The following is a 7273-nucleotide window of genomic DNA, read 5'->3' as shown; positions in this document are numbered from 1 at the left end:
AAGCGGCAAATGCGTCCAGTGTATTATTCTGTCGTTTTTTCTTTTTATATCCATGCTGGTTCAGCCATGCAGCAATCACAGAAATTCCCATATTGGTATGAATAAATTTATCATAGATCAGACGAATAATTTCCGCTTCATCCTCTGCAATCTGCAATTCTCCATTTACCAATTCATAGCCATATGGAGCAAACCCACCGTTCCATTTTCCTTCCCTAGCTTTCTGCTTACGTCCCTCCATTGTCTGAACAAGGATATTCTCTCGTTCAATCTCTGCCACCGCAGACAGAACAGAAATCATCAGCTTTCCACTATCTTTTGAGCTGTCAATTCCATCTTCAACACAGATCAGATTCACTCCAAAATCCTGCATCCTCTGCAAAGAATTTAAAATGCTACTGTAAAATAAGTAATCGAGTAGGAGGGAGTGATTAGCTCCCGTCCTCTCACACCACCGTGCGTACCGTTCGGTACACGGCGGTTTCAATAGTTATTATCTTACACTTATAATAAGTTGAAATCCACATAATTTCACTATCACTTATGCTAGTAAGTGAATTTTGATGCCAAAAAAGGAACTCAATCTATTTGCCAGTAAATGCAATTATCACCGCCTCATAAGGACGCAATATATTTCCTTCTCTGTCGTCCTCATAATTCCGGATCCAGACTTCCCCGGCTTTCCACTCATCAAGCAATGGGCAGCTAACTTCCTCATCCGTAAAGTTTGTACATACCAGCATCTTTGTATGCTCATCTGTTCTCGTATAGGCGAAAATTCTCTCATCTTCCGGCAGAAGAAGTTCAAATTTTCCATTCACGAATACTGGATTTTCTTTTCTTAAACGAATCAGCTTCTGATAATAGTAAAATACCGAATTTTCATCTTCCAGTGCCTCTTTGGCATTGATTCTGGTATAATTTGGATTCACGGCAAACCATGGTTCTCCTGTTGTAAATCCTCCGTTCTCATCCCCGCTCCACTGCATCGGAGTACGGGCATTATCACGGCTTCTTGCGTAGATAGACTGCATGATTTCTTCTGGCTGATATCCTTTTTCCAGACGCTCTTTGTACATATTCAATGTCTCAATATCTTCATATTCCTCGATGCTGTCAAACTGCACATTCGTCATTCCCAGCTCTTCTCCCTGGTAAATGTAAGGAGTTCCCTGCATTCCATGAAGCATTGTCGCCAGCATTGTTGCCGACTCTTTTCTGTATTTTCCGTCATTTCCCCAACGCGACACGATTCTAGGAAGATCATGGTTATTCATGAACAGACTGTTCCATCCTGTCTGATATAAAGTATTCTGCCACTTTGCAAGGCATTTTTTCAGCTTAACCAGATTCAATGGAATCGTATCCCATTTTTCTTTTCCTTCTTCCTGATCAAGCATAATGTGCTCAAACTGAAAAACCATAGAAAATTCACTGCCATCTGGATTACTATATTTCTTTGCAATTTCCGGTGTTGCTCCCCAGGCTTCTCCAACAGTGATCATATCCCCCTTCTGAAATGTTTCTCTGCTTAGTTCACGCAGAAATTCATGCAGCTTTGGTCCATTATTTGTGATCTTAAGATCTGGCTCTTTTGCAATCTGATCGATTACATCCAGACGAAATCCGCCTGCTCCTTTTTCCATCCACCAGAGAATCATATCATAGAGCTCTCTTCTCACTTTCGGATTCTCCCAGTTCAGATCTGGCTGTTTCACTGAAAACTGATGAAAATAATACTGTTCCAGTTCTGGAACCCACTCCCATGCCGGTCCTCCGAACACAGAATTCATATCATTTGGGTAAATACCTTCTTCTCCGTCACGCCACACATAATAATCATGATACGGATTGTCTTTGCTTTTCTTTGCCTCCAAAAACCATCTGTGTTCATCTGAAGTATGATTCAGCACAAGATCCATCATAATTCGGATTCCGCGTTTCTTTGCCTCCGCAAATAACTGTTCCATATCTTCCATTGTTCCGAACATCGGCTCAATATCCTGATAATCTGAAATATCGTATCCATTGTCATCCTGTGGCGAACGATACACCGGTGAGAGCCAGATTGCATCTATTCCAAGTTTTTTCAAATAATCCAATCTGCTGATAATTCCTGGAATATCACCGATTCCATCTCCATCCGAATCTTGAAAGCTTTTCGGATAAATCTGATATACAACTGCATTTTTCCACCATTTATTCTTATTTCCCATACTCATTCTCGATATCTCTCCGGCAGATTTTCTGATTCTACCGGGATATCCTCTCCTTTCTAACCATATACCTAGCTTATTTTTTTCTATATTTTAACGGAGAAACTCCATATGTTTTTTTGAAGCTTCTGATAAAATAGCTTACATTCTGATATCCACTCTGCATTGCAATCTCTGTAACAGGAATATCCGTATCTTGTAACAGCTGTTTTGCATGCTCTAACCTTAAATGTGTTATATATTGCGAAAGGGTAATATGAAAATGTTCCTTAAAATATCGCGATATATATTTTTCCGAAAGATGAAACTGCTCACTAAATTCTTTTAATGATATCTTTTCCATAAAATTCTGCTGTATATATGAAATCATTTCTTTTTCTATCGTATTTCTCCCGCTTTTATCATTTTCAATTATAAAGCCCTTCTCCCACATTTCAAGAATAAATTGTAAAAGAATTATTTTTTTCTTTATCTGAGCAGTTATTATGGACTCAGTTTTCTTATTTTTTGCCACATATATTTCAACCAACTGCTCACATAGTTCTTTTGCTGTATCTTTTACTCTTGGACTTATCATCAGATGACCATTTTTTAACGGCTCCAATAATTTATCATCCAACATGTCATTTATGCAAAAAGATATGTATTTTAACGGAAAAAGGAAAGTAAAATAATCCACTGTATCCGTCTGTGAACCCATAAAATGCAGATTACCCGGCGACACTACAAAAGTATCCCCGGGGGTTCCAATATAATTTTCTCCTGATATACTAACAGTCAAAAAACCGCTTTTTACATATATAATTTCCAGTTCATCATGCCAATGAACCGGTATCTGAAATGATCGTCCTTCATTTTTTATATGATATGTACTAAACGGATCATCCTTTGTACCATGTGGTTTATTTTCCTTTAATTCAAAGTACATACTCTCTCCTATACTTCTACAAGACCTTTACTCTTCCATTTTCCACTCTTCCATCTAAGTACCATTCCCACTGCTCTCGCACATTCGTCACCTGCCATAGCAATATATGCTCCTACAGCCAGAAGTCCCATGTGTATTCCGAGAAAATAGGTTCCGCCAACTGCAAACAAATACATAAATATCGCACCTAATATAACCGGAAAAAATGCGTCTCCGCTCGTTTTTAACGCCTGCCCATATACAAGGTTTGTTACCCTTCCAAGTTCAAGAAATATATCTACTATTAACAACTTTACCACAAGATTTATCATCTGTGTATCATCCGTAAATATATGCACGATAAAATGTCCGGCAAATGCAAAGGTCACGGAAAAGCATGTCGCTGTGATGATACCATATATCGCAGCTTTTCTCGTCCCCCTGTTACATTCCTCAAACTCTTTTGCTCCAATTCTCCAGCCGGTCATAATTGCATTTGCCTGAGCAAGGGCAGCTCCCACGCAATACGAGAAATTTGCAATCTGTATCGCATATGAACGCGCTGTAACATTCATTCCATCCACATCCATCTGATTCATAAAACGCACTATAAATGTCATTGCGATGTTGTAAAGTGCTGTTTCAAGCGCAGAAGGAAAACCAATCTTAACAATCTGTGCAAATATCTTTCTTGATGTAATTCGCTCAGGACTCTGCTTTGCTTTTATAAGTACAGCCCCCATGCCGGCTACAATAATAAGATTTACAACTCTCGAAATAACCGTGGCAACAGCAACTCCCATCACACCCCAGTTGAATGCAAATAAAAATACTGAATTAAGTATTATATTGAGAACATTTCCAACAACAGTTCCTATCAAAGAATGTTTTGTATATCCAAACACTCTCAAATAACTGGAGAAAATAGGAATCAGTGCATTTAAAAAACATGCGCCGCCAACAATTCTAAGATATATTTCAGCCGGCTCAAGCAAAGCCGGAGCAATACTTACGATTCGAAGTATCCCACCAGAAAAAGTAGCAAGAATGACAGACATTACGATACCTATCAATGCGTTGAATATAAGTCCAAGTTGTCTTGCCTGATATGCTATCCCCGGTCTTCCGGCTCCGATATTTTGTGACATAACAGCTATCATACCCGACGATATTACTCCAAACATAATAATAAAAACACCTATATATGTATTTGCTGTTCCCACTGCTCCTACAGCCTGATCACTTACAGATGATAGCATAAGCGTATCAACCATACCTGAAAGCATATAAAATAAAGTTTCTAAGCATATTGGCACAGATAGCTGTGTTAATGTTTTTCTTTCCGCTGCCATAGTTTTTCTCCTCACATACAACTCAAGAATACCATATCAATAATACGATATATTTCTATGTAATTCTTGTATAATATCATGTAAAAATTGCACTATTTCTACTTTGTCTTAAGGAGCACTGGGTGCGAGCTAAATTGATCACTCATGCTTACAAGGATTTACAAATCAGGATAACTTTTTCCGTTTTCCCAATTTGAAACAGTTTGCCTGGTAACATGAAATAATTTGCCAAACTCCTCTTGTGTTAATAGATTGTCTTTACGAATGTTTAATCATTCGCTCCCCTCTATTGTGGTAAAATTAACGTCGAATTTTTTAACAGCGTGGCAATCACAGGGGCATATTTAGATATTCCATAATCCAACACGATAAAACGATCATGGAATATACCGCCTGTCTTTTTCATTGACAAATTTACTGTTGGGTACTCCTTGCAGAAATCTGCAAATTCTATGTTGTGAAGTTTATTATTTCCAACATTATCACTGAATAAAATAATATCTACTCCAGTAGGAGAATTCTTAAGGTGTACCAGCGTCCTTAAACCAATATAATTGTCAACGACATATATTGACGACTTTGCCTGTTTATAAATGGACTCATATACCTCATCTGCACTACTGAATTTTGCATTAAACATGAGCCACTTGTCATCATCGTCTGAAACAAAGCTGTTCATCATATCAGCCAACTCAGATTTTGTCACAACATCTTTCAAGCCTTCTGCAACATCTGAAATCTGCTTTTCAATAGATATCATATCTGAGTTGATTTTGTTAATTTCTATTCTGTTGTTAGCAGTTTCCATGCTTAACTGAAGTATTTCCCGCTGCCCGATTAAATCACGATTTTCTAATATGTAATCTTTCATTTTCTTAAAGGTTCTTATTAATGCCTTGCTCTGCTTAACAGCCAACGGTCCTTTCAAAACAGTCATCAGCATATATAATCCTTGCTCTGTAAATACATGAGGATTATATCTGCTCTTACTGTTAAGATTTGCGGTCAAAAAAATCGTCCGCAACTCTCATACAACATATTGCTGACATCAGCAAAATGGTCTATTCCTCTTTTTCCCTCAGTTTGTCATAATACGCTTTATACCTATAAATCGTCCTCTCACTGACATTGTTCCTCTTCGCAATTTCTACCATTGTCATGCCGCTCTCATACCCAACAACAAAATCATTATAAATTGCCATCCACTTGGCGTTATGTTTCTGACGACCGCTTAACTTACGATTTCTGTAATACTCCAATTCCTCCTGAAGTTCTACATTCTCTTTTTCCAACTCCTCAATTCTTTTTAATGCCTCTTCAAGTGTTACAGATTTCTCCATTACCCTGTCCTCCATCTATGTCATTCTCATTTTGTCTATATTATAAATATCTGTGTTTCTTTAGTCAATCCGATTATGTCATGTTATATTATTTTTTACAATAGCTTTCATACACATATATCTTAATCGGCTTTCCTAATCCCTGATGACTTCGATAAATAAAATCCACCTTAGTGCCTGACACCCATTAATTTTTTATACCTTATTTCAAATTAAAAGTTCTCAAGAGTTGCTGTTGTTTTTAGATATGCTGGATTTAGAAAATACAAAAAGATTGAACCAGTATGTTTCCGGACAGGTGGAAACTATCAAAGAAATTCACAGTCTGATGACATCCGACCTAAAACGCCACTATACTATTAAAGAGTTGTCAAAACAGTACCTGATGAACACCACTACTTTGAAATCCGTTTTCAAAGCAGTCTATGGAATGCCCATCGCTTCTTGCATGAAAGAATACCGTATGAAGTTGGCATCGAATATGCTGTTGCAGGAAGATAAATCTATTTCGGAAATTGCCGCCGCTGTGGGATATAAAAGCCAAAGTAAATTTACATCGGCTTTCCGAGATATATTTCAGATATTACCTACTGCATATCAGAAACTGTATCGTAATCAATAATTTTAATGCAAAACTGCACCCACAATATCCCTGAGTGCAGTTTTGTATCAATCAATATTCTAATGTTTCTCCATTAAGTGGAATATCAAGAACAAGTATCCTATACAAATGCACTTTCCTCTTTTGTTTTCCGCAAATCTTTTAATACTGTTCCTATATCTCCCAAAATAGCAATCCCCTTATCTTCAATGAATTCCGGCAAAAACTGATATTCTGAATTTACGGAGATATAATATGCATCTTTCAAGTTATTTGTCAGTTCCCAAAACGGTTCCTGTATAAACATCGGTGTCATACGCCCTACTCCAAGTTCTATCAAGAGAATTTTTCTATCTTTGTTCTTTTGAATGTATTTTGAGATTTTCTCATATTCTTCTTCGTATTTTTTCCCTTGCAGAAAATTCCCATATCCTCTTACCCACGGAAACATTTCCGCACCACAATGAGGGCAGCGAGGAATCAGTTCATCCGGCACCATTGTCCCCTCTCCCATAGCCGCAATCATATCTGCCACAGGTTGTACGGCATCCCATGTTTCATCCTGACAGCACCGGGAACACTGGAAGAAACGATGATCTCCCTGAATCTCACTGACCTTTTCTTCCGGATAAATCTTTACAAACTGTGTATCCTGATTAGTCGTTAAGATATGAAAGTCCTTTCCCTGCAAGATTCTATCCAAATCCAGATATGGCTCTCTGATAGGGGCATTTTGTGTAGTATTTAAAAAGGTTGCCACATATCCCCAGTGTTCATTTCTTGTAGAAAACCGATGCATCATGCCGCTAAAAGCACCTTTGAATCCATACTTATCTGCAAATTTTCCAAAATGCTCA

The 7273-nt window shown here is 37.8% G+C and carries 8 protein-coding genes and 1 pseudogene; 1 reads left to right on the top strand and 8 read right to left on the bottom strand.

Features of this window, described 5'->3' with window-relative positions:
* From WMO75_RS18285 to WMO75_RS18255, 7 genes and pseudogenes are all read right to left on the bottom strand, one after another.
* A pseudogene (locus WMO75_RS18285) lies at positions 1-400 on the bottom strand (recombinase family protein); the annotation flags it as partial.
* A gap of 184 nt (positions 401-584) precedes the next feature.
* Positions 585-2216 carry a glycoside hydrolase family 13 protein gene (locus WMO75_RS18280; protein WP_118699408.1) on the bottom strand — a complete coding sequence of 544 codons (1632 nt, stop codon included), beginning with the start codon at positions 2214-2216 and terminating at the stop codon, positions 585-587.
* A 76-nt stretch (positions 2217-2292) separates the two neighbouring features.
* Positions 2293-3144 (bottom strand): AraC family transcriptional regulator, encoded by an 852-nt coding sequence (locus WMO75_RS18275; RefSeq protein WP_118699398.1) that lies wholly within the window; start codon positions 3142-3144, stop codon positions 2293-2295.
* 8 nt (positions 3145-3152) lie between these two features.
* A complete protein-coding gene (locus WMO75_RS18270) occupies positions 3153-4475 on the bottom strand; it encodes an MATE family efflux transporter (RefSeq protein WP_118699399.1) in 1323 nt (440 codons plus the stop codon).
* Positions 4476-4633: 158 nt separating this feature from the next.
* Entirely contained in the window at positions 4634-4741 is a 108-nt protein-coding gene (locus WMO75_RS18265) for a helix-turn-helix transcriptional regulator (protein ID WP_118251484.1), read from the bottom strand.
* A 20-nt stretch (positions 4742-4761) separates the two neighbouring features.
* Positions 4762-5499: an ORF6N domain-containing protein gene (locus WMO75_RS18260; protein WP_319638496.1), complete on the bottom strand. Its 738-nt coding sequence runs from the start codon at positions 5497-5499 to the stop codon at positions 4762-4764.
* 37 nt (positions 5500-5536) lie between these two features.
* Entirely contained in the window at positions 5537-5815 is a 279-nt protein-coding gene (locus WMO75_RS18255) for a helix-turn-helix domain-containing protein (protein ID WP_118699400.1), read from the bottom strand.
* 235 nt (positions 5816-6050) lie between these two features.
* Here WMO75_RS18255 and WMO75_RS18250 point away from each other — a divergent pair, with 235 nt between their 5' ends.
* A complete protein-coding gene (locus WMO75_RS18250) occupies positions 6051-6437 on the top strand; it encodes a helix-turn-helix domain-containing protein (RefSeq protein ID WP_118251304.1) in 387 nt (128 codons plus the stop codon).
* Positions 6438-6537: 100 nt separating this feature from the next.
* On the opposite strand, the gene WMO75_RS18245 is transcribed toward WMO75_RS18250, so the two are convergent.
* The coding region (locus tag WMO75_RS18245; RefSeq protein WP_349078683.1) for an SIR2 family NAD-dependent protein deacylase at positions 6538-7273 on the bottom strand (736 nt) is incomplete at its 5' end.

The organism is Blautia intestinihominis (genome assembly GCF_040096655.1).
Lineage (GTDB): Bacteria > Bacillota > Clostridia > Lachnospirales > Lachnospiraceae > Blautia_A > Blautia_A intestinihominis.
The sequence above is the reverse complement of the archived record's forward strand: the minus strand, read 5'-3'. Positions and strand labels throughout refer to the sequence as shown.